The sequence below is a fragment of the Mesorhizobium sp. C395A genome (genome assembly GCF_030323205.1).
In the GTDB taxonomy this organism is placed as follows: Bacteria; Pseudomonadota; Alphaproteobacteria; order Rhizobiales; family Rhizobiaceae; genus Mesorhizobium.
This window is the reverse complement of record NZ_CP100473.1, coordinates 2658593-2682196: the sequence shown is the minus strand read 5'-3', so window position 1 is coordinate 2682196 and position 23604 is coordinate 2658593. Positions and strand designations below refer to the sequence as shown.

Here is a 23604-nt window from a genome sequence, read left to right as displayed (position 1 = left end):
GTAAAAACATGAAAAGACTGATCATTCCGATGCTGGCCGGCGCGATGTCGCTGGCCGCGTTCCAGGCAATGGCCGCCGACAAGGTGACGTTGCAGCTGAAATGGGTCACGCAGGCGCAGTTTGCCGGCTACTATGTCGCCAAGGCCAAGGGTTTTTATGAAGCCGAAGGCCTCGACGTCGACATCAAGCCGGGCGGTCCCGATATCGCACCCGAGCAGGTGATCGCCGGCGGTGGCGCCGACGTCATCGTCGACTGGATGGGCGGGGCACTCGCCGCGCGCGAAAAGGGCGTGCCGCTGGTCAACATCGCCCAGCCGTTCAAGAAGGCCGGCATGGAGCTGGTCTGCCCGAAGGACGGCCCGATCAAGACCGAAGCCGATTTCAAGGGTCACACGCTCGGCGTCTGGTTCTTCGGCAACGAATATCCTTTCTACGCCTGGATGAACAAGCTCGGCCTGAAGACCGAAGGCGGCCCGGATGGCGTCACGGTTTTGAAGCAGAGCTTCGACGTGCAGCCGCTGATCCAGAAGCAGGCGGATTGCATTTCGGTCATGACCTACAACGAGTACTGGCAGCTGATCGATGCCGGCTACAAGCCGGACCAGCTCACCGTGTTCAACTACTCGGCGATGGGCAACGACCTGCTTGAGGACGGGCTCTATGCCTCGGAAGACAAGCTCAAGGATCCGGCTTTCGAAGACAAGATGGTGCGTTTCGTGCGCGCCTCGATGAAGGGCTGGAAATATGCCATCGACAACAATGACGAGGCCGCGGGCATTGTCATGGACGGCGGTGGCCAGGACGAAAACCACCAGAAGCGGATGATGAGCGAAGTCGCCAAGCTGATCGACAATGCCGACGGCAAGCTCGACCCGGCGACCTACGAGCGCACCGCCAAGGCGCTGCTCGACCAGAAGATCATCACCAAGGCGCCGACCGGCGCCTACACCACGGCCATCACCGACAAGGCGATCAAATAAGCCTGGCCAGGCAATTTCGACCTCGAGAGCGGCGCCTTTGACCAAATGTCAGAGGCGCCGTTCCTTTATGGTGTTCATGACGAAGCTGGTCTCGATCGAAGCGACGCATTTCAGCCGCGCGATCTTTTCCTTGATGAAGCGCTCGTACTGTTCGAGGCTGCCGGTCACCACTTTCAACACATAATCGCGCGACCCGGTGACGAGGTGGCATTCCATTACCTCTTCCCAACCGCGGATGGCGTCTTCGAACATGACGATCTCGTCCTCGTTCTGGCGGCTGAGCCGGACGGTGGCGATGGCGACCATGTTCCAGCCGAAGGCGGCCGGGTCGACCAGCGTGGTATAGCCCCGGATAATGCCGGCCTCCTCCAGCCGGCGTACCCTCCTCAAACATGGCGACGGCGACAGGCCGATGCGCTCCGCAAGCTCATTGTTGGTGATGCGGGCGTCGGCCTGCAACTCGCGCAGGATCTTGCGGTCGAAATCGTCGGCTATCTTCTGCTGCACTTTTGCTCTCGCTGGGCAATTTGTTGCCGGGATGCAGCCATGCGAGGCCGAGAATAGCAAGGACTGGCGGACCGGGATCGCATAAATTGCTGCACGAGACTCCTCCAGATGCAGGAAAAGCCATGACCGCGCCGCGCCCGTCGAAAACCCACATCGGCAACCACAAGCTCCATCCGGAAACGTTGATGTTGAGCTATGGCTTCGATCCGCAACTGTCGGAAGGCGCCGTCAAGCCGCCGGTGTTCCTGACCTCGACCTTCGTGTTCAAATCGGCGGAGGAGGGGCGCGACTTCTTCGACTACACATCCGGCCGCAAGGAGCCGCCGAGCGGCACGGCGTCCGGCCTGGTCTATTCGCGCTTCAACCATCCGAACTCAGAGATCGTCGAGGACCGGCTGGCGGTCTATGAGGGAACGGACGCCTGCATCCTGTTCTCGTCGGGCATGTCGGCGATCGCCACCACGCTGCTCGCCTATGCCCGGCCGGGCGATGTCATTCTGCATTCGCAGCCGCTTTACGGCGGCACCGAGACGCTTTTGACGCGCACGCTGTCCGGCTTCGGCATCGGCGCTGTCGGCTTCGCCGACGGCGTCGACGACAAGGCGGTGCGGGCCGCTGCGGATGCTGCGGTGGCGAAGGGGCGTGTCTCGGTCATTCTCATCGAGACGCCGTCAAATCCGACCAACAGCCTGGTCGACATCGCACTGATCCGGAAGATTGCCGACGAGATCGGCGCAAGCCAAGGATCAACGCCGATCATCGTCTGCGACAACACGCTGCTCGGCCCGGTGTTCCAGCGGCCGATCGAACATGGCGCCGATGTCTCCGTCTATTCGCTGACCAAATATGTCGGCGGCCATTCCGACCTGATCGCCGGTGCAGCCATGGGCAGCAAGGCGGTGACCAAGCCGATCAAGGCGCTGCGCGGCGCCATCGGCACGCAACTCGACCCGCATTCCTGCTGGATGCTCGGCCGCTCGCTGGAGACGCTGTCGATCCGCATGGAGCGCGCCAACGACAATGCGCGGCTCGTGGCCGAATTCCTGCGCGATCATGCCAAGGTGGAAAAGGTGCATTACCTGCCGTTCCTGGGCGAGGACACGGCAGCGGGACGCGCCTACAAGGCGCAATGCAGCGGCGCCGGGTCGACATTTTCTTTCGATATCAAAGGCGGAGAGAAGGCGGCCTTCGCCTTTCTCAACGGGCTGCAAATATTCAAGCTGGCGGTGAGCCTTGGCGGCACGGAATCGCTCGCCAGCCACCCGGCGGCGATGACGCACTCCGGCATCCCCTTCGACGTGCGCCAGCGCATCGGCGTGCTGGAGACCACGGTCAGGCTGTCGATCGGCGTCGAGCATCCGGATGATTTGATCGCCGACCTGACGCAGGCGCTGGCAGCGGTCTGATAGCTCGCTTGTAGATATCAGGAAAGGGGCGATCGCCTTGGCAGCGTCGGCGGGACAGCACCCCCCTCTGGCCTGCCGGCCATCTCCCCCGCAAGGAGGGAGATTGGCAGCTTGACCGCCGGCCCTCATCTTCAACGTTGGTGATTGGCAAAGGCCGATGTGACTTCTGATCTCCCCCCTTGCGGGGGAGATGTCCGGCAGGACAGAGGGGGGTGTGACGAACTCGGCTTCGCTACGAAGTTCTTAGGCCTTGTCGCGGATCTGCGTCATCGTCCGCGTCGGCGTGATCGCCTCGGGATCGAGCCTTATCTCGACGATCGCCGGCTTGCCGCTGGCGCGGGCCCGCTCGAAGGCAGGGGCAAAATCTGCCGTGTTCTCGACCGTCTCGCCGTGGCCGCCATAGGCGCGGGCAAGAGCGGCAAAGTCAGGGTTCTTCAGATCGGTGGCGACGACGCGGCCGGGATAGTCGCGCTCCTGGTGCATGCGGATGGTGCCGTAGATGCCGTTGTTGACGACGATGACGATGATCGGCAGGTCGTATTGCACGGCGGTGGCGAATTCCTGTCCGTTCATCAGGAAGCAGCCGTCGCCGGCAAAGGCGATCACGGTGCGGTCGGGATGGAGCGCCTTGGCGGCGACCGCGGCCGGCGTGCCATAACCCATCGAACCGGAGGTCGGCGCGCCCTGCGTGGCGAAGCGGCGAAAGCGGTGGAAGCGGTGCACCCAGGTGGCGTAATTGCCGGCGCCGTTGGTGAAAATGGCGTCGTCGGGCAGAACCTTTTCCAGGTAATTCATGATCGGTCCCATCTGGACCGGGCCGGGGCCGGTCTCAGGCGGCGTCGACCAGTCGAGGTAGGCGGCATGGTGCTTTGGCGTCTCATCCGCCCAGGCTGGCGCGGAGGCTGGCTTGCGCTTGGCGAAGGCTTCGACGAAGGCCGATGGCGAGGCGTTGATCGCCAGCGTCGGCCGGTAGACGCGGCCGAGTTCACCGGCGTCGGCATGGACATGGACCAGCGTCTGGTCGGGATAGGGGCTTTTCAGCAACGTGTAGTCGGAGGACGGCATCTCGCCCATGCGGCCGCCGATCAGCAGCACCAGGTCGGCCTGCTTGATGGCGGTGGCCAGCTTCGGGTTGATGCCGATGCCGACATCACCGGCATAGTTCGGGTGCAGATGGTCGAACAGCATCTGGCGGCGGAAGGAGCAGCCGACCGGCAGCGACCAGGCCTCGGCAATGGTGCGCATGCGAGCCACCGCTTCCTCGTCCCAGCGTGTGCCGCCGAGGATGACGAAAGGGCGTTTGGCCTTGCCGAGCAGTTTCTCCAGCGCGTCGAGTTCGGCTTCGCCGGGGCGGGTTTCGACCGGCGTGTGCGGCAAGGCCGCAGGCGCGTCGACCAGGCTGGTCAGCATGTCTTCCGGCAGCGAGATGACGACGGGGCCGGGGCGGCCCGATGTCGCGACGGCGAAGGCGCGGGTGACGAGTTCGGGGATGCGCGCGGCATCGTCGATCTCCACCACCCATTTGGCGATGTCGCCGAAGAAGCGCTTGTAGTCGACCTCCTGGAAAGCCTCGCGCTCCTTGGCGTGGCTGGCGACCTGGCCGATGAACAGGATGACGGGTATCGAATCCTGCATGGCAATGTGAATGCCGGCCGATGCATTGGTGGCGCCGGGGCCGCGGGTGACGAAGCAGATCCCGGGCTTGCCGGTCAGCCGCCCCTGGCAGTCGGCCATCATGGCGGCGCCGCCTTCCTGTCGGCAGACAATGGTGCGGATGGGCGAGTCATGCAATGCGTCGAGCACCGCGAGATAGGATTCGCCGGGCACGCAGAAGATGCGGTCGGTGCCGTTCGCCTCGAGTGCGTCGACAATCAGTTGTCCACCGGTCTTCATCGTCCAGACTTCTCCAGTTCGGCAAGGATTTCTTGCGTGTGTTCGCCAAGGCGCGGCGAGGGACGCTCATAGACCAGCGGTGTGCCGGACATCACCATCGGCGCGCGTACCGAGGGCAGACGATTGCCATGGCCATCGTCGAGGTCGAGGCGCATGCCGCGTGCGATCGTCTGCGGGTCGGCAAACATCTGGCCGATGTCGTTGATCGGGCTCGCCGGCACGCTTGCCGCTTCGAGCTTGGCCAGCAATGGGTCGCGATCCCAATTCTTCAGCGTCTCGATCAAGTGCTCGCGCAACTTCACCCGGTTGGCCACGCGGGCCGGATTGGTGGCGAAATCGGGATTCGCTGAGAGATGGTCGAGCCCGACGGCGGCGCAGAATTTGGCGAACTGGCCGTCATTGCCGACCGCCAGGATGATGTGGCCGTCCCTGACCGGGACAACCTCATAGGGCGCAATGTTCATATGCGCATTGCCTATCTGCACCGGCGCCTTGCCGGAGACGAGATAGTTGAGGTTCTGGTTGCCGAGTGCGGAAATCTGCGTGTCGAACAGGGCCATGTCGATATGCTGGCCTTCGCCGGTCTTTTCGGCATGGCGAAGCGCTGCCTGGATGGCGATCACCGAATAGAGGCCGGTGAAGATGTCCGATATGGCGACGCCGGCCTTTTGCGGCTCGCGCCCGACCTCGCCGGTGATCGACATCATGCCGGCCATGGCCTGGATGATGAAATCATAGCCGGCGCGTGGGGCGTAAGGCCCGTCCTGGCCGAAGCCGGTGATCGAGCAGTAGACGAGCTTTGGATTGATCGCCTTCAGGCTCTCGTAATCGAGCCCGTATTTCTTCAGGCCGCCGAGCTTGAAGTTCTCGATCAGAACGTCGGCCGTGGCAACCAGCCGGCGCACCGTCTCGGCCCCTTCGGGCGTCGAGAAATCGACCGCGATGGAGCGCTTGCCGCGATTGCAGGAGTGGTAATAGGCGGCCGACAGGTTCTCGCCATCATGGCTCATGACGAAGGGCGGACCCCATTTGCGGGTATCGTCGCCGCCATCAGGGCTCTCGACCTTGATAACATCGGCGCCGAGATCGGCCAGCAATTGTCCTGCCCACGGGCCGGCCAGGATGCGGGCGAGTTCGACGACGCGGACGCCTTTCAGCGGAGGTTCAGCCATAAATCACCAAAAACGGGTCGGAACCGCAGCCTCTATCAACCCGGGATGCCGCTGTCACGGGCCTTGCGGTGGGCCAGCGATGTCAGCGTTTCAACACACTATCGGCCCACGCGGCAAAATCGGTCATGACGGAGTCGCGGTTCACCTCGTTCAAGCTTTCGTGGCGGGTGTCGGCGTAAACCTTTGAAACCAGATTCGAAAAGCCCATCGCGCGCATGCGCTTGGCGAGATGGTCGATGCCCTTGCCGTAGTCGGAGGCCGGATCCTTCTCGCCGCCGACGATGCTGACGGGCAGGTCGCGCCTGATGCCGGCAAAGCCCGCATCCTTGCCGCCTTTCTGCGCCATCTCCACGACATCGCGCCACATCGAGATCGAGGCATCCCAGCCGCACAGCGGGTCGGCAATGTACTTGGCCACTTCAGCCTCGTCGCGCGACAGCCAGTCGAACGGCGTCTTGTGGCTGGGCACCGCCTTGCCCCAGGCCTGGAAGGTCAGCCTGGGCAAGATGCGTGAGGGGACATCGGAACCGAGCCTGAAGCGCTCATAAGCGAGGATGGCGAGCGCAAGCCGGCCGAGCAGGCCTTGTGAGAAATTGCCGTTCCAGATCGCCGCGGCGTGGACGCGCGGCGAGTGCGCCAGCAGGTAGTTGAGCGCCACCGACGCACCCATCGAATGGCCGAACAGGATGACCGGCAGGCCGGGCTGCTCCTTCGCAATCAAATCGTGGACTGCGTCGACATCGGAGATCACCTTGGCCGGGCCGCTTGTGCCGGCGAACCTGCCGAGCGGCGCGTCGGGCGCCTTGGTCGCGCCGTGGCCGCGATGGTCGTGCACGTAGACATGAAAGCCGCGGGTGCTGAGGTAATCGGCGAAGCGGGCATAGCGCGCGGCGTGTTCGGCCAAGCCATGGTTAATCTGGACGACGGCCCGTGGAGAGCCGCTCGCGTGCTTCACATAGAGGTTGAGCGTGGCCCCGGTCGGTGAGGCCAGCGTCGTCTGCTTGTCAAATGCCATGTCTCGCTCCCTCGGCGACTGTTGGGCGACGGCGGGACCGACGTCAAGGGGAGGTCGAAATCAGCCGGGGCCACTATTGACAGCTTGCTGTCAATTTGGTTATATGACAGCATACTGTCAATTGGATCGGAGCATGACCATGAAAACCGTTTCGCGCCGCGCGTTTCTGCTGGCGAGCCTTTCATCCGCAATGCTCCTGCCCGGCATTGCTTCCAGCCAAACCAGGGAGATGACCATGAAGACCATTGCCGGCCCGCAGGGCCAGCTTGCCGGCTACGACATCAAATCCGGCGACGGCCTGCCGATCCTGTTCGCGCATGGTGATTGCAGCCGCGCCACACAGTGGAACCGGGTGATGCAGCTCACCGCAGGTGGCCGTGAGGCGGTCGCCTTCGATTTTCGCGGCCATGGCGCATCGGCGCCTGCAGCTGATGCCGACTACGGCTATGACGGCCGTGCCGACGATATCGGTGCGGTGGCCGATGCGTTCGGCCTGAAGCGGTTTGTCCTCGTTGCACATAGCGGCGGCAGTGGGGCCGCGCTCGCCTATGCCGCCGGCCATGCCGACCGTGTTGCCGGCATCCTGCTGGTCGATCCGGCGACCGATCCGCGCGCCCTGCCCAAAGAGATTCGCGACGGGTTCGTGCGCGATCTGGCGGGGCCAAACGGCGGCGGTGTCCTGAGCGCTTATTACACCTCGATCGCCGGCCCCAATGAAGATGTCCGCAAACAGGTCCTCGCCGATGCGGCGGTGGTCGATCCGGCGGCTCGGGCAGGCGTCGGCAAGGCGCTGGCGGAATGGAATCCCGAACCGACGCTCGACGCCTATCGCGGGCCGATCTTCGTGCTGGCCACGGAGGCCAATGACAATGCGGCGGCCCTGTTTCGGCTGCGCAGCGGAATTGGCCACAGAACCGTCGCCGGTTCCGGCCATTGGGTGATGCTTGACAACCCGGAGGCGGTGGCTGAAGCCGTCAACACTTTCGTTTCCACCATCGAGGCCGGCCAGAAATGACAAGCAGGACCGAAGCCGGAGATGTGCTCACCGAACTGGTGCTTGCCGTGTTCCGGCTGAATGGCGGGTTTCTCGACGCGGCCGACCGGCTGGCGGAGCCTGCCGGGTTGACGGCGGCGCGCTGGCAGGTTCTGGGCGCGGTGCTGAAGGAGCCGAAATCGGTGGCCGACATTGCCCGCGACATGGGGCTTGCGCGCCAGAGCGTGCAGCGCCTGGCCGATATTCTGGCCGCCGAAGGGCTTGCCGCCTATGCGGACAACCCGGCGCACCGCCGCGCCAAGCTCCTGGCGATGACCGATGCCGGCCGGGCCGCGATCAGGGATATCGGCACGCGCCAGCATGTCTGGGCCAACCGCATCAGCGAGGGCATCGGGCCTCGCGTGCTTGAGACCGCGCTTGATCTGCTGCGTATGTTGACGAAGCGGGTCGAGGAGGGCGGGGTCTGATCGACCGAGCGATTGTTTTTTGCGGCGGACGAAAGAAATCGTAATTCTGACATGTCACACGTTTCTAGCTTGCGCTATGAAACGCTAGGAGTGCTGGAATGCGGATATCGGCGATATGGGGTGCGGTGTTGGTGGCGCTGGCCGGTGTCGGCCTAGCGCGCGCCGATGTGAAGATGAGCGGCTCCTTCGTGGCCGATGCTGCCTGTCCAGCAACGCAGGCAATCAAGAGCGGCAAGAACCCCGGCAATATCGCGACAACGGCTGGACAGAGCTACGACCTCCTGGCCGGCAACAAGGATGCGCCGACGCATTACCTCATCCGCGTGCCGGGCGCCGATCCTGAGCGTCGCTGGGTCAAGATCAGCTGCGGTCATGTCACCGGCGGCAGCGCAGCCGCCCTGCCGGCCGCGCCCGCCGATCAGGGCAAGCCTGCGGCTTCGGGAAAACCCGAATATGTTTTCGCGCTGAGCTGGCAGCCGGCCTTCTGTGAAACCAAGTCGAGCAAGCCCGAATGCCAGGCGCAGACGGCGGGCGGCTTCGACGCGTCGCATTTCACGTTGCATGGGCTCTGGCCGCAGCCGAATGGCAATTTCTATTGCCAGGTGCCGGCGAGCGACAAGGCCAATGACAATCCGGCCCATTGGGCAGACCTGCCGCCGGTCAACCTCGATGCCAATACGCGCGCCGAACTCGACCAGGTGATGCCGGGCACCGCCTCCAAGCTCGAACGGCATGAATGGATCAAGCACGGCACCTGCTACGGCAAGAGCCAGCAGGAGTATTTTGCCGAGGCGCTGAACCTGATGCGGGCGGTGAATGCCTCGCCTGTGCGCGAGCTCTTCACCAGGAACGTCGGCAAGCAACTGACTTCGGACCAGATCCGCAGCACCTTCGACAGCGCCTTCGGCGCCGGGGCGGGCGCGCGGGTGCGTGTCTCCTGCCTGGTCGATCCGTCGAGCGGCAGGCGGCTGATCGGCGAGCTGACGCTGGGCCTGACCGGCCCGATCGGCCCCGACAGTTCGCTGGGCACTCTCATGCTCGCCTCGGCGCCGACGACCAAGGCGGGCTGTCCGAAGGGTTCGGTCGATGCGGCCGGGTTCCAGTAGGATATCCGTCTGTCGCTTAGCAGTGACGCGGTGATACGGTCTGGATGTGTTTCATTCGGCGGGGGTGGCGATGAGTGGCATGACATCAGGCGGGCTGGCGCGGCTGGCTTTCTGGGCCAGGGGAATGACAGCCATAAAAGACGGCCGCATGGAATGGCCGGGCTTTTCCTATACCGATGCCGAGTGGGCGCGCATGCGCGTGCTTGCCGCGCCGATCGGGGCAGGCCGCTACCAGCTGTTCACTTGGGTCAATGCCGCGATCTTCATCGCCATTGCCGCGCTCGGCATCGTCTGTGTCTTCCTGCCGCTGGCGACACTTTTGTTTCCGGTGCCGGCCGAGACCAGCGCGCTCAAATTCTCGGCTCTGCTGGCGGCGTGTGCCTTCCTCATAATCGGGCTCGGCTTGCCGATCTCCATGCGCCTGTCGAGCGCGTTGGCCATCTCCCGGGAGATGCGCGCCGGTCTTGTCGGCGAAGCCGGTGACGAAGCGCTGGCGGCAAAAGTGTCTTGGCAGATCAACCGCATCATGCTGGTCATGTGCGGCCTGCTGGTGCCCGGCATTCTGTTGTTCATCGCTTATGACATCGACGCCAGTCCGATCATCACCACGCTGAAATGGCTGGCCATCGCGCTGATAGCCGTTTCAGTTGCGGTCGGCGCGTTGCAGCAGCGCAAGCGGAGCTGACAACCTTATCCGCTGACGCCACGTGTGGACAATGTCCAGGCACTGAGGTCTTCGGCATCGTCATGCGCTTCGCCGACGACGCGGTCACGCCCGGTGGATTTGGCCCTGTAGAGACGCTCGTCGGCAAGGGCAAAGAGATCGGCAAGCGAGGCTACGGTCTCGTCGACAGTGGCGATGCCGGCGCTGACGCTGATGTCGAACCGGTTTACGCACGCCTTGACGGCCTGGCGGAGGTTTTCTCCGAGCAACCTGGCGACCGCATGCGGCTGCGAGCAAAGGATGGCGAACTCCTCGCCGCCGATCCTGAAAACCTGATCGTGCGCGCCGGCCGCCTGGGTCAGTACCTGGGCGATCGATCTCAGCACCCTGTCGCCCTCGGCATGGCCGAAGCGATCGTTGATCGACTTGAAATGGTCGACGTCGACGATCAGCAGGCTGAGCGGCTGGGCCATGCGCAGGCTGACAGCAACCAGACGTTCGCCGTCGCTGTCAAAGCGTCCCCTGTGCAAGAGGCCGGTGAGGCCGTCGCGGCCGACATGTTCGACCAGGGCTTCGTAGCGCTCGCGATAGGTCAACGTGTCGAAGACGTCGGACAGCCCGCGGGGTGCCACGACCTGACGCGTTTCGAACCATCTGAGGTAGGCGACAAGCATGGCGCTGTAGGCAAAAGCGGCACCCATCTTGGCCAACCAGCCGCCGAAGAAGACCGCAATCGGTGCGCCTGCGACGAAATGCAGGGCGGTGAAAAATCCGGCCTGGTCGAAGGTGAGCACGCAGGCGACGCAAATCAGGATGCGGGAGAACGGCGCCTTGCGCAGATAACGCCCGAGCTTTTCGTAAAGCAGGATGATCAGGATGGCGTCGATGAAGAGCAGCGTCGTGCCCCACACCATCAGCCAGCCCATCTGGTCGATGAAGCCGATATCGGGAAGCTTGCCGTCGGAAAGGGCTGAAATATCGTGCAGGCGCAGGATCAGGACCAGCCCGATCATCAAGGCGTTGCCGAGCAAAAGGCCGTAGATCGGCTGGCGCACCGTGGCCGCATCTTCCTTCATGTAGAGCAGAAGCAGCATCACCAGCTTGCCGGAAAACAGCACCGCCGAGCCTGGCGAGACCATGCCGAAGGGCAGGGCGACATAGAAGACGCTGGCGAGATAGGTTTCGAGGAAATGCATGGCGCCCAGCGCGCAGACGAAGACGCCGAGGCCGATGCGATCCCTGAAGCGGAACAGCGTGACCATGACGCTGAAGTAGACGACCGCTTCGGCAAGGAGCAGGAAACTGTTCAGCACTACCTTCGGTCCGATCTCTACTTTCGATCGCGACAGGCCAGCGATCGATCCTGTTTTGACGCTGAAGGGTTAACCGGGGATTTCAACGCTCCCTACAACCGGCGGAAAACTTAACGTGCGGTGTACACCCGGCTTGAAATGGCAAAAGCGATTGCCGTTCGGCCCGGCATCGCCTACATAGCGGCCAACCTCCATTCAATCCGACATTTTCGGTCAATCATCAAGGAAAGCGCGCGTGGCACGCCAGTTCATCTATCACATGGCCGGCCTCAACAAGGCCTATGGCACCAAGAAGGTGCTTGAGAATGTCCATCTCTCCTTCTATCCCGACGCCAAGATCGGCATCCTCGGCCCCAACGGCTCGGGCAAGTCGACGATCCTCAAGATCATGGCCGGGCTCGACAAGGAGTGGAACGGCGAAGCGTGGCTCGCCGAAGGCGCCACCGTCGGCTATCTCGCGCAGGAGCCGGCGCTCGATGCCAACAAGACGGTGTTCGAGAACATCATGGAAGGCGTCGCCGCCAAGACCGCCATCATCGAGCGCTACAACGAATTGATGATGAACTACTCCGACGAGACGGCTGACGAGTCGGCCAAGCTCCAGGACGAGATGGACCGGCTCAATTTGTGGGATCTCGAACAGCAGGTCGAGATGGCGATGGAAGCGCTGGGCTGCCCGCCCAAGGATTCCGAGGTCACCAAGCTTTCGGGCGGTGAGCGCCGCCGCGTCGCGCTCTGCCAGCTGCTGCTGCGTCAGCCCGACCTCTTGCTGCTCGACGAACCGACCAACCATCTCGACGCCGAAACCACGGCGTGGCTCGAAAAGCATCTGCGCGCCTATCCGGGCGCCGTGATGATCATCACCCACGATCGCTACTTCCTCGACAATGTCACGGGATGGATCCTCGAGCTCGATCGCGGCCGCGGCATTCCCTATGAGGGCAACTACACCAAATACCTCGAAGCCAAGGCCAAGCGCCTCAAGCAGGAAGGTCGCGAGGACGACGCCCGCCAGCGCGCCATCGGCCGCGAGCGCGAGTGGATCCAGTCCAGCCCGAAAGCCCGCCAGACCAAGTCCAAGGCGCGTATCCAGGCGTTCCAGGAGCTGCTGGATGCAGCCGACAAGCGGCGTCCGAGCGATACGCAGATCGTCATTCCGCATGGCGAGCGGCTCGGCAATGTGGTGATCGAGGCGGAAGGCCTGTCGAAGGGCTTTGGCGACACGCTGTTGATCGAAGGCCTGGAATTCAAGCTGCCGCCGGGCGGCATCGTCGGTGTCATCGGCCCGAACGGCGCCGGCAAGACGACCTTGTTCCGCATGATCACCGGCCAGGAAACGCCGGATGCCGGCTCTGTGCGCGTCGGCGAAACGGTGAAGCTCGGCTATGTCGACCAGAGCCGCGATGCGCTCGATCCGTCTAAGACGGTGTGGGAGGAGATTTCCGGCGGCGCAGAAGTGGTCAAGCTCGGCAAGTTCGAGGCCAACACGCGCGCCTATTGCGCGTCGTTCAACTTCCGTGGCGGGGACCAGCAGCAGAAGGTCGGCAACCTCTCCGGCGGCCAGCGCAACCGCGTGCATTTGGCAAAGATGCTGAAGACCGGCGGCAATGTGCTGCTGCTCGACGAACCGACCAACGACCTTGACACGGAAACGCTGGCGGCGCTCGAAGACGCGCTGGAAAACTTTGGCGGCTGCGCCGTCATCATCTCGCACGATCGTATGTTCCTCGACCGTCTGGCCACCCACATCCTCGCCTTCGAGGGCGACAGCCATGTCGAATGGTTCGAGGGCAATTTCGAGGATTATGAGCAGGACAAGATCCGCCGACTCGGCCCCGAGGCCGTCAACCCGCACCGCATGACCTACAAGAGGCTGACGCGGTAGCTGCTTTTAAGCTTCATCATTGAGATTTTGTATGAAATCTTCGGCCAACTTGGCCGAGGGGAATCGCGCAATTTCCCGATAGTCGGGTTGATGCTCTGCCGTGGATGGGGAGTTTAGCACTATGAAAGCATCGTTCTCCTGGACCACAATGTTAGTTAGATCAACGCTGTCGATGGCCGTTGCATCCCGTGCTTGGCAATATGGGCATTCGTCATCACAGTTACATGACCAATCCGTAGCCCAGTACCTATGAACATCTGTAGCATCTGTAATTATTGAGATACCAAGCCATTTCAAGCACCTAAGAACGATCTAAGGGCAGATCACCTGCGCTATCGCGCAATACGATACCGACCGCGTGATAAGAATTCAAGAAATCCGTTGTCGCGAAGATACTGAAGTTGTTGACGGATTTTTGGCCTAATATTCCGATTGTTTGGGTAAAGGAGGGCAAGCCTTTTTTCAAATGCGTAAGCCTCGTCGATATCAAATTCGTCTCTGCCAATCGACTCGATACAGCGCATTACCTCAATGAGCCATCCTCTGACTTCATGAGGCGTCTCCCGTAGAAACACGGTGCGGTTCCAAGCAGCCAGAACTTCGTCTTTCGAGGTGACGATGCCGTTCCTGACTAGGTGGATTCTTCCCGCCTCAGGGACCCGATTAAGAAGAATGTTTGAACCGATCCAGCCAGCGCGGCGTGCCGTTGGCGAGAGCGGCTTCCTAGGTTCTACGATTTCCGGCGAGAAAAAATGTTTCGGAATAACGAAGACGGATTCTACGAATCGTTGATTGAGATTGTATTTTAGTAGGAAAAAGTTAGGGTTAGTGGACGAATTCAGTCGCTCTATTTTTCTGCTATACGCTCCATTGGTGAGTTTTTTGCCAAATGGTTTCTTTGCGCTTTTTAGTTCGTATTCATCATCGCATTTATTGCAGTAAAAATCAGCTACGGGACGATTTGCCGGAAACTGTGTCAGGTGCGAATTACCGCAGTTGGGACAGTATAGCCATTCTGATGCCCACTGCTCCGTCCAAATTCTCGCGCTCTGCGAACCGCTGCCGTATGCCGCCTGAGTTTCTTGGAATCCCATTTTCATTCAGAAATGGTCTACGCAATGCGTTCGCGCGTCAATCTATGCTGGCGGGGAGTGTCGTGTTCGGACCAGCGCGCCGCCTCCCAAATCGGAATCGATTTTCGGAAACGATCATGCGAAAATTAAAGTGCCACAGATGTTCTGCGTCCAACAAGGAGGCGCGGCACCGTAGGACAGCCGGCTTATCATCGTGGTGGTGGAAGTCAGCACCGTCGCGAGGTATGGATGAGTAGCCAAGCCACTGAAGCAAAATCCGATTGGTCCGCCGCCCAATATCTGAAATTCGAGGATGAGCGCACGCGGCCCGCGCGAGATCTTGTTGCGCAGGTGCCGGTGGATTTCCCGCGCCGGGTGGTCGACATCGGCTGCGGCCCGGGCAACTCGACCGAGCTGCTGGTCGAGCGCTGGCCGGATGCTGAGGTCATCGGTTTCGACAGCTCTCCCGACATGATCGAAAAGGCGAGGGCGCGCCTGCCCAGCGTCAATTTCGACCTCGCCGATGCCTCGACATGGCGACCGGCCGAGCCGGTCAACGTCATCTTCGCCAACGCGGTATTCCAGTGGCTGCCCACCCACCCGGTAGTGTTCCAGCGGCTGATGGGCTTTCTCGCCCCCGGTGGCGCGCTCGCCGTCCAGATGCCCGACAATATGCTTGAGCCGTCGCATCAGGTGATGCGTGAGACGGCCGCCGAAATGCCGTTCGCCGCCAAGATGGCAGGTGCTGCGCGCGGACCGCTGCCGGCGGTGTCGTTCTATTATGATCTCTTGTCGCCGCTCTCCGACCGGGTGGATATCTGGCATACGGCCTACAATCATCCGCTGACCGACGCCGAGGCGATCGTCGAATGGGTGAAGTCGACGGGGCTGAAGCCTTTCCTCGATCCGCTGGACGCCGACGAGCGCAAGATCTTCCTCGACAGCTACACGGCCAAAATTGCCAAGGCCTATCCGAAGACCGCAAACGGCAAGGTGCTGCTGCGCTTCCCGCGCATTTTCATCGTCGCCAAGCGGGCCGGCTAGCACTCCCGATGACATCCGGCCACAGCCTATGGTTTAAGCCGGCGTAAACCGGTGGGGTGAGAAAAGTGTTGTGTCGCGCCCCCTGGTCGTTCACATGAGAACGACAACGCCTGCGCATGGACGGACTGGATATGCATCGCGTCATCATCAGCGGCATCGGCGTTGAAATCCCTGAAGCCAAGATCACCAATGAAGAACTGGTCGCCAGTTTCAACGCTTGGGTCGACACGGAGAATGCGCGCCGGCAAGGCACGGATGAGACGCTGCTGCAGAAATCCGACAGCGCCTTCATCGTCCATGCCTCAGGCGTCCAGACCCGGCATGTCATCGAGCGCGAAGGCATTCTCGATCCGACCCGCATGGCGCCGCGCATTCCGGCGCGGCCCGATGATGCGCTGTCGCTGCAGGCCGAGTTTGGAGTGGCCGCGGCCCGGAAGGCGCTCGACCATGCCGGCCTGAAAGCCTCCGACATCGACCTGGTGATCTGCTCGGCCTCGCACCAGCAACGGCCCTATCCGGCGATCGCCATCGAAATGCAGGAGGCGCTGGGCACCAAGGGCGCCGGCTTCGACATGGGGCTTGGTTGTTCATCGGCCGCGGCCGCCTTGCACATTGCGGCCAATCTCGTGCGGGCGGGTGCGCACAAGCGCGTGCTGGTGGTCACGCCGGAGATCATCACCGGCCATCTCAATTTCCGCGATCGGCAGACGCATTTCATCTTCGGCGATGCATCGGTGGCGATGGTGGTCGAGGGGCTGGGCGAGGGCGAGAGGCGGCCGGGGCGTTTCGAGGTGCTGGACACGCGCACCTGGACGCAGATGTCGAACAATATCCGCACCAATCTGGGCTATCACACCCGCACCGCCCAGGACGATCCTTACATGATCAACCTCGAAGGCAATCTGATCAAACAGGTCGGCAACAAGGTGTTCAAGGAAGTCACCGTCGCCGGCCACAAATTCATTGTCGAATTCCTCGCCGAGCACGGGCTGACGCCGCAAGCCATCAGGCGCTTCTGGCTGCATCAGGCCAATGCGCGAATGAACGCCATGATCCTGAAACTGGCCTTCGGCCACGAGGTCGACCATGACCGCGCGCCGATGGTGCTGGAGCGGCTCGGCAACACCGCCGGCGCCGGCGCCATCATCGCGCTGTCGGAAAACCACGCCGACATGAAGCCCGGCGATTTCGGCGTGCTGTGCGCCTTCGGCGCCGGCTATTCGATCGGCGGCGCGCTTTTGCGGATGCTGTAATCAGGCCGGCATGAACGGCACCAGCATCGGTACGCTGCGGGCATAATCGTCATAGGCGTTGCCGAGTTCTCCGCGCAGAAAGCGTTCCTCCAGCCTTGCCTTCATGACGATGCCGATGGACGCCATCAGCCGGTTTGATCGAATCATCATCGCTTTCGACTGGACCCGAGCCCACGGCTACGGCTATTGCGACGTCATCCTGCAGAAGGAACGAAGCCATGCTGGACCTCTTCCCGGAGTCTGAGAAGCCGGTCGACATCATCCCCGCCAGGAAGCTGTCCGCCAAAGTGGCCGCTTTGTACGTCGCCCCGTCGAATCACTTCCAGACGCGCCCGGTGGAAGCATTGCAGCTCGGTTTCGAAGGCATCGACGGCGACTTCCACGCCGGCGCCACCCGTCGTTCCGGCGGTCGCGAACCCTGGTATCCGCGCGGCACCGAAATCCGCAACGAGCGGCAGATATCAATCGTAACCGCCGATGAACTCGCCGTCGTTGCCGAGCGGATGAGGCTGGCCGAGATCAAGCCGGAATGGATCGGCGCCAATCTGCTGATCGAAGGCGTGCCGCATCTCTCGATGCTGCCGTCAGGCACGCTGCTGTTCTTTAGAGGTGGCGTGACGATCAAGGTCGATGCGCAGAACGGGCCTTGCCGGCTTGCTGGACGTTCGATCGCCGAAAACGCCGGGATGGCCGATCGGGAGGCCGGCGCGCTGGCCTTCCCGAAGGCGGCGAAACGGCTGCGCGGCCTCGTTGCCTGGGTCGAGAAACCGGGTCGTATGACAACAGGGGAAGAGATCTCGGTGCGCGTGCCCGAGCAGTGGATTTATCGATCCTAGTACCGGGCTAGGGCAAGGGCTGCGCCGCCGGGGCGACGCAGCCGGATTTCAAGACGCGCTCAGGCCGCCTTGCGGTTCTTCTTAGCGCCCTGCGCCTCGACGGAAACGTGGTCCCACTTTTCCCAAAGCGCGATGCGGTTGGCGTATTCCTGCTTGATCATCGGCAGGCCGCCATCGCCGAAGAAGACGCGCAGCGGCGGCTCGGCCGCGTCGACGATTTCAAGCATCGCCGGTCCGGTGGCCTCGGGGTCGCCGGCGACCGAGTTGGCGCGGCGTTCCGCCATCTTGGCGCGGGCCGGCGCGTAAGCCTCGATTGCTTTGGAGACCTTGGCCGAGGCGCCGGACCAATCGGTGGAGAAGCCGCCCGGTTCGACAAGCGTCACATGGATGCCGAATTCGGCGACCTCGATGCTGAGCGACTGGCTGAAGGCTTCGAGCGCCCATTTCGAGGCATGGTAAAGGCCGAGCGAGGCAAAGGCGTTGACGCCGCCGATCGACGAGATCTGGATGATATGGCCGGAGCCCTGCGCCCGCATGATCGGCAAAGCCGCCTGGGTGACCCAGAGCGCGCCGAACACATTGGTCTCGATCTGGTCGCGGGCTTCCTGTTCGCTGACTTCCTCGATGGCGCCGAAATGGCCATAGCCGGCATTGTTGATGACGACGTCGAGCCGGCCAAAGCGCTTGTGCGCCTCGGCGATGGCCGCATCGACAGCCTTCTTGTCGGTGACGTCGAGCTTGATCGCGGCGACATTATCGCCGTATTTCGCGACGAGATCGGCGAGCGTGCCGGCATCGCGCGCGGTTGCGGCGACACGGTCGCCGCGAGCGAGTGCGGCCTCGGCCCAGACTCGGCCAAAGCCTTTCGACGATCCGGTGATGAACCAAACCTTGCTTGTCATGACGTGGAATCCTTGCCCATGCGGGCCGTGAACTGGGAAGCGGAGGCTTCTCCGCTTCCGCGATATACGGTGCGTCGAGCGATTTTCCAGAGGCGAGGGGGAATCTTTTTGGTCACGTCATCGTGTGGAGCAGGACCTTCGCCGGTCAGGGATAGCGCACCGGGCTCGACCAGGCCGGGTCGTCATGCTTTTGCCAGTAGAGCGCCATCAAGCGCTTTGTGATCCCGCCTATCTTGCCGTCGGCGACAGCAGCGCCGTCGATCACTGTCACCGGCATGATGCCGCCGGCGGTGGAAGTGATGAAGACTTCGTCGGCAGCCTTCAGCGCGGCAACGCTGACGTCGACGGCCGTGGTGGGAAGCGCTGCCTCGGCGCAGAGGTCGAAGACGGTGCGCCTGGTGATGCCGGGCAGCACGCCGGCGGCTGGCGTCGACAGCCTGCCGTCCTTGACGCAGAACACGTTGAAGCCGGGGCCTTCGGCGACATTGCCGTTGAAGTCGAGAATCAATGCGGTTTCGGCCCCACGGTCATAAGCGTCGTAGAGGCCGCGCACGAGGTCGAGCCAGTGGTAGTTCTTGATCGCCGGATCGATCGAGACCGGCGGAATGCGCACCTTGTCGCTAATGGCGACATGCAGGCCGCGCCGCAACTGCTCGGCATTGGCGACCGAGCCGAAGGGAACTGCGAAGGCCATGAAGCGGTTGACCGCCTGGCGCGGATCGCGGCTGAAGGTCGGCGAGGCGCCGCGTGTGCACAGCATTTCGACATAGGCGGCGCGATGGCCTGACAGCGCCACGCAATTGTGCAGAATCTCGGCCACACCATCGCGGTCGGACGGGATCGTCATGCGCAGTTTTTGCAAGCCGGCGAAGAAGCGGTCGAGATGCAGGTCGAGTCGGAAGAAGCTCCCGTCCCAGACATGCACGGTGTCGTAGGTGGCGTCGGAATGCAGAAAGCCCCAATCCAGCACCGAGATCTTGGCTTGCGACATCGGCAGATACTGACCATCGAGAAAGGCGATGCCGTCGGGATAGGAATGCGGATCGATATGGCGATCCGACAAAGCCGGCAATGGCACAATGCTACCGGCTGCTGCGCTTCGGTTCGTGGCGATTGGTCCCTTCGGCTTGATGCGGCAGATTCAAGCTAGTGGTCCCCTGCAGGCGGCATAGGGCCACCCAACCATGGCTGTTTGTCCTAGGTAGCACATTCGATATGCCCTATGGTCCGGCTTGAAAATATCCGGCCGGGAGGGGCAAAATGGGCAGATCTTTTCGGACCATCAGCTTTGCAATTTTCTTCGTCTTCGTCACTGGCCATGCCTTCGCGCAATGCGCTCGCGAGGGCGAGGCGCTGTGCCAGAACGGCCAGACCTATCGTTGCGAGAAGATGGGCAGCGAGCTGACGCCGATCTTTCAGAACGTGCCTTGCGTGGTCAACGCGGCGGGGCTCAACGGCGTCTGGACCGGCAGCGGTCATCAAAGTCCGGCCGGGGCTGCCGGCGCCGATTGGGCGATCGCAATGACAATCGGCGATGGCGCCGCGTCGATCGACTATCCGTCGCTCGGCTGCGGCGGATCGTTGACCCAGATTTCTCGCGACGACAGTTCGGCGGAATACCGGGAAAACATCAGCTACGGCCAGGACAAGTGCATCGACGGTGGCGGCATCACCGTCGGATTTTTCAAAGGGAACCTGTCCTGGACCTGGGTTGGCCAGGCCGACGGCCAGCCCTACAATGCGGTTGCCGTATTGAAGCGACGGTAGCTGAAGTTATTCCTCTTCGTCCTCTGCATCGAGCAGGCGCGTGGCGCGCCAACGGGTCAGCACCATGTTTGTTTGCTCGATGACGAAGAACCGCGCCGAGTCGCGGTCATAGCCCTCGGCCAGCAGCTTTTCATAGTCGGTATGGCCGTGCCTGATATGGGCGATCGTCGCCAGCCAGACCGCGATGCCCGGCGGCAGCGTCTTCATGTGCACGGCGCCGGCCTCGGTGCGGATTTTCTCCATATCGGCATAGGGCGCCAGGGGCAGCAGTGCGGTCAGCGCCTTGGCGATGGCGCGGCGGCGGCCGGTGGGCGCGCTCATTTTTCGTCACGCCCGGCAATGGTCGCCTCGGGAAAGGCGTCGGTCGAGGCGAAATAGGGCTTGATGTCGATCACCGGGGTGCCGTCGAGCACATCGATGGCGTCGATGGCGATGCGGCCGTGGTCGATGTCGACGGCGATCAGCCTGGCGATATGCAGCCCGACTGGGTTCGGCCGGGCAGGGGAGCGCAGCGAGAAAACGCCTTTCGGCTCAGCCGCATGGCGGGGTCTCTGGACAATCAGTGCCCGCGGCGCGTGATGCAGCCAGGACAGGATGACGATGTGGCTGGCCCGCTCCAGCGCAAGCAGGCCGTCGCGATAGGCAGGGTCGATGAGAACCGTGGCCGCCTGTCCGGCCTCGCGCGCCGCGCGCATGTTCTTTGGGCAGGTTTGCCTGGATGTCCATGGCGAGGCGATGCGGCCGATGAACACGATATGGCCATCCGCCGGCATGTCAGCCGGGTCAGTCTGCAGGAGCTTTTCGCCGTCGCGCGTCTCGAACATGGCTTTCGCCCTAGCACAAGTTTGCAGCCGATCGTCAGGGAAAAGCGGTTCTCTCGGGCGGGGACCATGTGTGCGGCATTTTCTTGTCAGGAAGCGACATAGGCCTTGCTATGCCGCCAAAGCTGACATAAACATATGTTTATATCTTTTCAACGAGAATACGCCAATGCATGTTTCGCTCGATACGATGGTTGATACGTTGAAGGCTGCGGCCGAATCGAGCCGGCTCCGCATCCTGGCGCTGCTGTCGCGCGGCGATCTCACCGTGTCCGACCTCACCGAGATCCTCAGCCAGTCGCAACCGCGGGTGTCGCGGCATTTGAAGCTGCTGCTGGAGGCCGGGTTGATCGGCCGCTACCAGGAGGGCTCGTGGGCCTTCTTCCGGCTGTCGGATACGGATTCCGCGCGCGACTTCGTCATGGGGCTCGTCTCTGGCATTCGCGGCGCCGATCCACAGGTCGAGCGCGATCTCGAGCGGTTGGCATCGGTCAAGCGCAAGCGCCAGGACCGTGCCGCCGAGTATTTCTCCGAGAACGCCGCCAGCTGGGATCACATCCGCTCGCTGCATGTGCCGGACCGCGCGGTGGAAGCCGCACTCCTCAAGCTGGTCGGCAAGCGGCCGTTCCAGTCGATGCTAGACCTCGGCACCGGTACCGGGCGGCTGCTGGAGATATTTTCGCCGCTCTACCGGCGCGGCGTCGGCATCGACATGTCGCGCGAAATGCTGACGGTGGCGCGGGCCAATCTCGACAAGGCAGGCATCGCCAATGCGCAGGTCCGCCAAGGCGACATTTTCGCGCCGCCGGTCGAGCGCGACGCCTTCGACCTCGTCACCATCCATCAGGTGCTGCACTATCTCGATGACCCGGCACGCGCCATTCGCGAGGCGGCGCGGCTGCTGCGTCCGGCGGGCCGGCTGGTGATCGTCGACTTCGCGCCGCATGCGCTGGAGTTCCTGCGCGACCAGCACGCGCATGTCAGGCTGGGCTTTTCCGACCGGCAGATCTCAGAATGGTTTGCCGAGGCCGGGCTCGATCTCGAGGATGCCCAGGAATTCGAGCCGCGCGGCGGCAACGAAGCCAGGCTCACCGTCAAGCTGTGGCTCGGCCGCGACCGCCGCATGCTGATGGCCGAGCCTTCCAATGACACCCAACCCACCAAAGCGTACCCTATGGGGGAAATCGCCTGATGAACCAGTTCCGCTTTTCCCGCCGTCCCGACATTGGCGACAAGGTCCGCGTCTCCTTCGAGTTCTTCCCGCCGAAGACCGACGAGATGGAAGCCAGGCTCTGGGACACCGTCACCAGGTTGGAGCCGCTGAAGCCGAGATTCGTCTCGGTGACCTATGGCGCCGGCGGCTCGACGCGGGAGCGCACGGCGCGCACGGTCAAGCGCATCCTGAACGAGACGACGCTGACGCCGGCGGCGCACATGACCTGCGTCGACGCCGCCCGCCATGAGGTCGACGCCGTCGTCCGCGAATTCGCCGACATGGGCGTGAAGCGCTTCGTCGCCTTGCGTGGCGATCCGGCGGCCGGTGTCGGCACCGCCTACCGGCCCCACCCCGATGGCTATGCCAATGGCGCCGAACTGGTTGGGGCATTGAAAGACGCCGGCGATTTCGACATCTCGGTCTCGGCCTACCCGGAAAAGCATCCGGAAAGCCCGGACTTTGCCACCGACTTCGACATGCTGAAGCGCAAGGCCGACAATGGCGCGACGCGGGCGATCACCCAGTTCTTCTTCGACAACGATCTCTACGAGCGTTACGTCGAGAAGGCGCGCCGCGCCGGCATCTACATCCCGATCGTGCCCGGCATCCTGCCGGTGCACAATTTCACCCAGGTCGCCAATTTCTCGGCACGCTGCGGCGCGCTGGTGCCGGCATGGCTGGCCGAGCGTTTCGAAGGGCTGCACAACGATCCGCAGACGCATGCGCTCGTGGCGTCTGCCGTGGCGGCCGAGCAGGTGCTCGATCTCGTCGAGCGCGGCGTCAGCGACTTCCATTTCTACACCATGAACCGGGCCGACCTGGTGTTTGCCATCTGCCATATGATCGGCATCCGCTCCCACGAAACAGAGGCAGCTGGATCCGCCGCCGCCTGAGCTTCATCGTGGTATGAAATCTGAAATGCAAAAGGCCGGGTGTTTCGCCCGGCCTTTCGAATTTGTGGGCTATTGCTGCTGTTCTTCCGCTCCGGCGGTTACGGAAGAACACCTATGATAAGGGCGCCAATGAAGGCAAATGCAGCACAGATCATCAATGCGTTGATTGGCCTCGTAAGTCCCATGTCATAGTCTCCTCTTCAAGAGCTATGGGTGGAGTCTAGGGGCATTTGTGCCACAGGCAAGCGGAAAATATGCTGCAATGCGACGCGATTGTGGAATTTGCGACCTGCCACCTGTCGTTAAGCGTTGAAACTCTTCGGCAAAAGCCGCTGGCAGCCTGTGAATAAATTGTGACGCGGCCGTGGCAAAAGCGAGGCATGGCAGCGCTACCAGA

At 62.5% G+C, this 23604-nt stretch carries 24 protein-coding genes; 13 read left to right on the top strand and 11 right to left on the bottom strand.

From position 1 onward, the window contains the following. Positions 1 to 8: 8 nt before the first annotated feature. Complete coding sequence (locus NLY37_RS13265; protein ID WP_023682178.1) at positions 9 to 980, top strand: ABC transporter substrate-binding protein; 972 nt, start codon at positions 9 to 11, stop codon at positions 978 to 980. Positions 981 to 1028: 48 nt separating this feature from the next. Here the strand turns inward: NLY37_RS13265 and NLY37_RS13260 are convergent, their stop codons facing one another. Next, positions 1029 to 1487, bottom strand: coding sequence for an Lrp/AsnC family transcriptional regulator (locus NLY37_RS13260; RefSeq protein WP_023714798.1), 459 nt, complete (start codon positions 1485 to 1487; stop codon positions 1029 to 1031). A 122-nt stretch (positions 1488 to 1609) separates the two neighbouring features. Here NLY37_RS13260 and NLY37_RS13255 point away from each other — a divergent pair, with 122 nt between their 5' ends. Next, entirely contained in the window at positions 1610 to 2893 is a 1284-nt protein-coding gene (locus NLY37_RS13255; protein WP_023714797.1) for a cystathionine gamma-synthase family protein, read from the top strand. Between the two features lie 243 nt (positions 2894 to 3136). Here NLY37_RS13255 and NLY37_RS13250 read toward each other — a convergent pair whose 3' ends face one another. From NLY37_RS13250 to NLY37_RS13240, 3 genes are all read right to left on the bottom strand, one after another. After that, on the bottom strand, positions 3137 to 4786 hold the full coding sequence (locus NLY37_RS13250) for a thiamine pyrophosphate-binding protein (protein WP_023682175.1): 1650 nt from the start codon (positions 4784 to 4786) through the stop codon (positions 3137 to 3139). Beyond that, positions 4783 to 5958, bottom strand: a complete 1176-nt coding sequence (locus NLY37_RS13245) for a CaiB/BaiF CoA transferase family protein (protein WP_023741719.1) — start codon at positions 5956 to 5958, stop codon at positions 4783 to 4785. The genes NLY37_RS13250 and NLY37_RS13245 overlap by 4 nt, the downstream gene beginning before the upstream one ends. Before the next feature lie 82 nt (positions 5959 to 6040). After that, positions 6041 to 6973, bottom strand: coding sequence for an alpha/beta fold hydrolase (locus NLY37_RS13240; protein WP_023741718.1), 933 nt, complete (start codon positions 6971 to 6973; stop codon positions 6041 to 6043). Positions 6974 to 7106: 133 nt separating this feature from the next. Between NLY37_RS13240 and NLY37_RS13235 the strand changes: the two genes are divergently transcribed. From NLY37_RS13235 to NLY37_RS13220, 4 genes are all read left to right on the top strand, one after another. Further along, entirely contained in the window at positions 7107 to 7988 is an 882-nt protein-coding gene (locus tag NLY37_RS13235) for an alpha/beta fold hydrolase (protein WP_023741717.1), read from the top strand. Beyond that, on the top strand, positions 7985 to 8434 hold the full coding sequence (locus NLY37_RS13230; protein WP_023741716.1) for a MarR family winged helix-turn-helix transcriptional regulator: 450 nt from the start codon (positions 7985 to 7987) through the stop codon (positions 8432 to 8434). The genes NLY37_RS13235 and NLY37_RS13230 overlap by 4 nt, the downstream gene beginning before the upstream one ends. 98 nt (positions 8435 to 8532) lie before the next feature. Continuing rightward, the gene (locus NLY37_RS13225) at positions 8533 to 9540 is read left to right on the top strand and encodes a ribonuclease T2 family protein (RefSeq protein ID WP_023741715.1); all 1008 of its coding nucleotides are present in this window, start codon (positions 8533 to 8535) and stop codon (positions 9538 to 9540) included. A gap of 70 nt (positions 9541 to 9610) precedes the next feature. After that, the gene (locus tag NLY37_RS13220; RefSeq protein ID WP_156933926.1) at positions 9611 to 10225 is read left to right on the top strand and encodes a hypothetical protein; all 615 of its coding nucleotides are present in this window, start codon (positions 9611 to 9613) and stop codon (positions 10223 to 10225) included. A 5-nt stretch (positions 10226 to 10230) separates the two neighbouring features. On the opposite strand, the gene NLY37_RS13215 is transcribed toward NLY37_RS13220, so the two are convergent. Further along, positions 10231 to 11517, bottom strand: coding sequence for a GGDEF domain-containing protein (locus NLY37_RS13215; RefSeq protein WP_023741713.1), 1287 nt, complete (start codon positions 11515 to 11517; stop codon positions 10231 to 10233). Positions 11518 to 11752: 235 nt separating this feature from the next. Between NLY37_RS13215 and ettA the strand changes: the two genes are divergently transcribed. Next, positions 11753 to 13402 (top strand): energy-dependent translational throttle protein EttA, encoded by a 1650-nt coding sequence (ettA, locus tag NLY37_RS13210; RefSeq protein ID WP_023682166.1) that lies wholly within the window; start codon positions 11753 to 11755, stop codon positions 13400 to 13402. Positions 13403 to 13734: 332 nt separating this feature from the next. On the opposite strand, the gene NLY37_RS13205 is transcribed toward ettA, so the two are convergent. Continuing rightward, entirely contained in the window at positions 13735 to 14502 is a 768-nt protein-coding gene (locus NLY37_RS13205) for a DpnI domain-containing protein (protein ID WP_084558943.1), read from the bottom strand. A gap of 222 nt (positions 14503 to 14724) precedes the next feature. Here NLY37_RS13205 and tam point away from each other — a divergent pair, with 222 nt between their 5' ends. Together tam and NLY37_RS13195 are read left to right on the top strand one after the other, a co-directional pair. Continuing rightward, positions 14725 to 15519 carry a trans-aconitate 2-methyltransferase gene (gene tam / locus NLY37_RS13200; protein ID WP_023741712.1) on the top strand — a complete coding sequence of 265 codons (795 nt, stop codon included), beginning with the start codon at positions 14725 to 14727 and terminating at the stop codon, positions 15517 to 15519. Between the two features lie 131 nt (positions 15520 to 15650). Then, complete coding sequence (locus NLY37_RS13195; protein WP_023690850.1) at positions 15651 to 16772, top strand: beta-ketoacyl-ACP synthase III; 1122 nt, start codon at positions 15651 to 15653, stop codon at positions 16770 to 16772. Here NLY37_RS13195 and NLY37_RS13190 read toward each other — a convergent pair whose 3' ends face one another. After that, positions 16773 to 16922 carry a hypothetical protein gene (locus NLY37_RS13190; protein WP_245260485.1) on the bottom strand — a complete coding sequence of 50 codons (150 nt, stop codon included), beginning with the start codon at positions 16920 to 16922 and terminating at the stop codon, positions 16773 to 16775. Between the two features lie 68 nt (positions 16923 to 16990). Between NLY37_RS13190 and NLY37_RS13185 the strand changes: the two genes are divergently transcribed. Then, positions 16991 to 17608: an MOSC domain-containing protein gene (locus tag NLY37_RS13185; protein ID WP_023741711.1), complete on the top strand. Its 618-nt coding sequence runs from the start codon at positions 16991 to 16993 to the stop codon at positions 17606 to 17608. A gap of 59 nt (positions 17609 to 17667) precedes the next feature. Here NLY37_RS13185 and NLY37_RS13180 read toward each other — a convergent pair whose 3' ends face one another. Together NLY37_RS13180 and NLY37_RS13175 are read right to left on the bottom strand one after the other, a co-directional pair. After that, positions 17668 to 18510, bottom strand: a complete 843-nt coding sequence (locus tag NLY37_RS13180; RefSeq protein ID WP_023690853.1) for an SDR family oxidoreductase — start codon at positions 18508 to 18510, stop codon at positions 17668 to 17670. Positions 18511 to 18655: 145 nt separating this feature from the next. Further along, on the bottom strand, positions 18656 to 19582 hold the full coding sequence (locus tag NLY37_RS13175) for a D-amino acid aminotransferase (RefSeq protein WP_023741710.1): 927 nt from the start codon (positions 19580 to 19582) through the stop codon (positions 18656 to 18658). Between the two features lie 188 nt (positions 19583 to 19770). On the opposite strand from NLY37_RS13175, the gene NLY37_RS13170 reads away from it, so the two are divergent. Beyond that, the gene (locus NLY37_RS13170; protein ID WP_023741709.1) at positions 19771 to 20277 is read left to right on the top strand and encodes a hypothetical protein; all 507 of its coding nucleotides are present in this window, start codon (positions 19771 to 19773) and stop codon (positions 20275 to 20277) included. 6 nt (positions 20278 to 20283) lie between these two features. On the opposite strand, the gene NLY37_RS13165 is transcribed toward NLY37_RS13170, so the two are convergent. Together NLY37_RS13165 and tsaA are read right to left on the bottom strand one after the other, a co-directional pair. Then, positions 20284 to 20598 (bottom strand): DUF2293 domain-containing protein, encoded by a 315-nt coding sequence (locus NLY37_RS13165; RefSeq protein ID WP_023668245.1) that lies wholly within the window; start codon positions 20596 to 20598, stop codon positions 20284 to 20286. Further along, the gene (gene tsaA, locus NLY37_RS13160) at positions 20595 to 21101 is read right to left on the bottom strand and encodes a tRNA (N6-threonylcarbamoyladenosine(37)-N6)-methyltransferase TrmO (protein ID WP_023712421.1); all 507 of its coding nucleotides are present in this window, start codon (positions 21099 to 21101) and stop codon (positions 20595 to 20597) included. Before tsaA ends, NLY37_RS13165 begins: the two co-directional genes overlap by 4 nt. Before the next feature lie 166 nt (positions 21102 to 21267). On the opposite strand from tsaA, the gene NLY37_RS13155 reads away from it, so the two are divergent. After that, entirely contained in the window at positions 21268 to 22290 is a 1023-nt protein-coding gene (locus tag NLY37_RS13155) for an ArsR/SmtB family transcription factor (protein WP_023688015.1), read from the top strand. Next, positions 22290 to 23207, top strand: coding sequence for a methylenetetrahydrofolate reductase [NAD(P)H] (gene metF / locus NLY37_RS13150; RefSeq protein ID WP_023688016.1), 918 nt, complete (start codon positions 22290 to 22292; stop codon positions 23205 to 23207). The genes NLY37_RS13155 and metF overlap by 1 nt, the downstream gene beginning before the upstream one ends. Positions 23208 to 23604: the final 397 nt, after the last annotated feature.

Coding starts and splice junctions, on each gene's coding strand:
- NLY37_RS13230 (WP_023741716.1), top strand. CDS start 7,985: ATGACAAGCAGGACCGAAGCCGGAGATGTGCTCACCGAACTGGTGCTT.
- NLY37_RS13190 (WP_245260485.1), bottom strand. CDS start 16,922: ATGATGATTCGATCAAACCGGCTGATGGCGTCCATCGGCATCGTCATG.
- NLY37_RS13235 (WP_023741717.1), top strand. CDS start 7,107: ATGACCATGAAAACCGTTTCGCGCCGCGCGTTTCTGCTGGCGAGCCTT.
- NLY37_RS13225 (WP_023741715.1), top strand. CDS start 8,533: ATGCGGATATCGGCGATATGGGGTGCGGTGTTGGTGGCGCTGGCCGGT.
- NLY37_RS13180 (WP_023690853.1), bottom strand. CDS start 18,510: ATGACAAGCAAGGTTTGGTTCATCACCGGATCGTCGAAAGGCTTTGGC.
- NLY37_RS13195 (WP_023690850.1), top strand. CDS start 15,651: ATGCATCGCGTCATCATCAGCGGCATCGGCGTTGAAATCCCTGAAGCC.
- NLY37_RS13220 (WP_156933926.1), top strand. CDS start 9,611: ATGAGTGGCATGACATCAGGCGGGCTGGCGCGGCTGGCTTTCTGGGCC.
- NLY37_RS13155 (WP_023688015.1), top strand. CDS start 21,268: ATGCATGTTTCGCTCGATACGATGGTTGATACGTTGAAGGCTGCGGCC.
- NLY37_RS13255 (WP_023714797.1), top strand. CDS start 1,610: ATGACCGCGCCGCGCCCGTCGAAAACCCACATCGGCAACCACAAGCTC.
- NLY37_RS13170 (WP_023741709.1), top strand. CDS start 19,771: ATGGGCAGATCTTTTCGGACCATCAGCTTTGCAATTTTCTTCGTCTTC.
- NLY37_RS13185 (WP_023741711.1), top strand. CDS start 16,991: ATGCTGGACCTCTTCCCGGAGTCTGAGAAGCCGGTCGACATCATCCCC.
- metF (WP_023688016.1), top strand. CDS start 22,290: ATGAACCAGTTCCGCTTTTCCCGCCGTCCCGACATTGGCGACAAGGTC.
- NLY37_RS13240 (WP_023741718.1), bottom strand. CDS start 6,973: ATGGCATTTGACAAGCAGACGACGCTGGCCTCACCGACCGGGGCCACG.
- NLY37_RS13205 (WP_084558943.1), bottom strand. CDS start 14,502: ATGAAAATGGGATTCCAAGAAACTCAGGCGGCATACGGCAGCGGTTCG.
- NLY37_RS13165 (WP_023668245.1), bottom strand. CDS start 20,598: ATGAGCGCGCCCACCGGCCGCCGCCGCGCCATCGCCAAGGCGCTGACC.
- NLY37_RS13250 (WP_023682175.1), bottom strand. CDS start 4,786: ATGAAGACCGGTGGACAACTGATTGTCGACGCACTCGAGGCGAACGGC.
- tam (WP_023741712.1), top strand. CDS start 14,725: ATGAGTAGCCAAGCCACTGAAGCAAAATCCGATTGGTCCGCCGCCCAA.
- NLY37_RS13245 (WP_023741719.1), bottom strand. CDS start 5,958: ATGGCTGAACCTCCGCTGAAAGGCGTCCGCGTCGTCGAACTCGCCCGC.
- NLY37_RS13265 (WP_023682178.1), top strand. CDS start 9: ATGAAAAGACTGATCATTCCGATGCTGGCCGGCGCGATGTCGCTGGCC.
- tsaA (WP_023712421.1), bottom strand. CDS start 21,101: ATGTTCGAGACGCGCGACGGCGAAAAGCTCCTGCAGACTGACCCGGCT.